The sequence below is a fragment of the Oleiphilus sp. HI0079 genome (assembly GCF_001635105.1).
Genome location: NZ_LWFT01001121.1, coordinates 1 through 1599, shown reverse-complemented (window position 1 = coordinate 1599; position 1599 = coordinate 1). Strand labels below are relative to the sequence as shown.

General features: G+C 48.6%; 2 protein-coding genes. Both read left to right on the top strand.

Translation table 11 applies throughout. The features are described 5' to 3' along the window. A partial coding sequence (locus A3750_RS19915) for a patatin-like phospholipase family protein (RefSeq protein ID WP_156498772.1) occupies nucleotides 1-757 on the top strand: 757 nt, incomplete at its 5' end. Between the two features lie 115 nt (nucleotides 758-872). Beyond that, nucleotides 873-1599, top strand: a 727-nt coding sequence (locus A3750_RS19910) for a hypothetical protein (RefSeq protein ID WP_156498771.1), incomplete at its 3' end; no start/stop codon positions are given.

Below are 1599 nucleotides of genomic sequence, written 5' to 3'. Positions count from 1 at the left end.
CACCAGAAACGTAGAAGTGCAACCTGCAAGCATCGCTTCAGTTAGTGCAGGTTCAGCGATATCTTGCGCCATCTTCGCGAATAGAATCAAAGAAACATTAGAAGCAACGATGGAAGTACAAAGCACTAATCTCAAGAACCGATACTGGTCGAGAGCGCTGCAAGGTAAAAATGTCCATCCACACTCAGACCTTTATCGCCAAATCATTCATAAAGCGCTCGATGAGCAAAGTCTACAGACCCTTAAAGAAGGTCCGGCTAACAGAATACTCCTGGCAGAGATTCCCGGCTGGCTGGGAGCTCGATCTGCCGTGTTAGTTGGAATGCTCGCGTACCAACTCGAAAAGAAACTGCGGCATCCCGTTCACCCTTCCTGGGGGCGAAAAATCGGATTTCGCTCTCGCTTTGTTACCGCTAATAGCTGCAATACGGTGGATGAACTAGCCGACCTAATCCTTAGTTCGTCATGCACACCTCCCTTCACACCAATCATGCGGCACCAAGGCGATGTCGTTCTCGACGGAGGAATGGTCGATAATGTTCCGATACATGGCGTCGACACATCCAATAGCAAAACTTTGGTAATGCTATCGCGGCCATATGCATCCCTACCTAAAACCCCTAATGTTCATTACGTGGCTCCGAGTAAAAAACCACCAATAGAAAGTTGGGACTACACATCTCCAGACCGGGTTTTAGAAACATATCAGCAAGGTAAGTCGGACGCGAAGCTGCACTTAAGGGCAATGGCGCTATAAGGCCACACTTCGAGTGTGATCGCTATCCCAATCATTTCGGTTTGATTTCGTTTCAAAATGTAAGGTCGATATACTGTCGGGGTTAGGTCAACCAATTCCAAGGAAAGTTGTGTTCATGGGTTTTACTTTATTGAGAAAGGCCGCCACGCTCGCCCCCCTCTTCGCCACCATTGCTCTATCCAGCGCATGCAGTGAATCTCTGCAGGAGCAAAGCGAAGAAGCCGAGGTTAAAAGCATTAACATCTTCTTTTCTAAAGAAGATGAAGCAGGAGCCCCAACAGGTAAAGCTTACTCCTACAGCCCTGATAACGGGCGCGTCATCGAAATCGCCACGATCAACGACACAAAGGACTCAGTTGCTGTTCTAGATACTGACGAAGAGGCTCCAGGCTACGAATTCGCAGCCTTTGCTGATGGAAGAACCCTCAAGCTAATTGACTATTCAAAGACTGCGACGAGACGCATATACGAGCTCGAAACCTATGCCACCGATATATGCGGTGTTTATCCAGTCAAACGACCTGCCTACACCGTCTTTGATTCTGACAGCGACTACTACCTTAGCACCGTCGACGACACCGCGATAAACGTGGCGCTCAAAGTTGGCAGTACCTGTGATCGCACCACTGACACTTATCGTCAGATCAGTTTCAATATTCCGGGCTTTCCACTCATCGCCGATACACGCGCAGTTAGCACTTCCGATGTTTTCGGAGGGTACCTTTTTGAACCCCTTTTTCGTACTACCGATGATGACGGCAACCAAGTGGAAGGTAGAAGTATCTGGGTGAGCCACAATAGAGAAACGGAGTCCCTATCTGCACGCACCTACAATGGTCCAA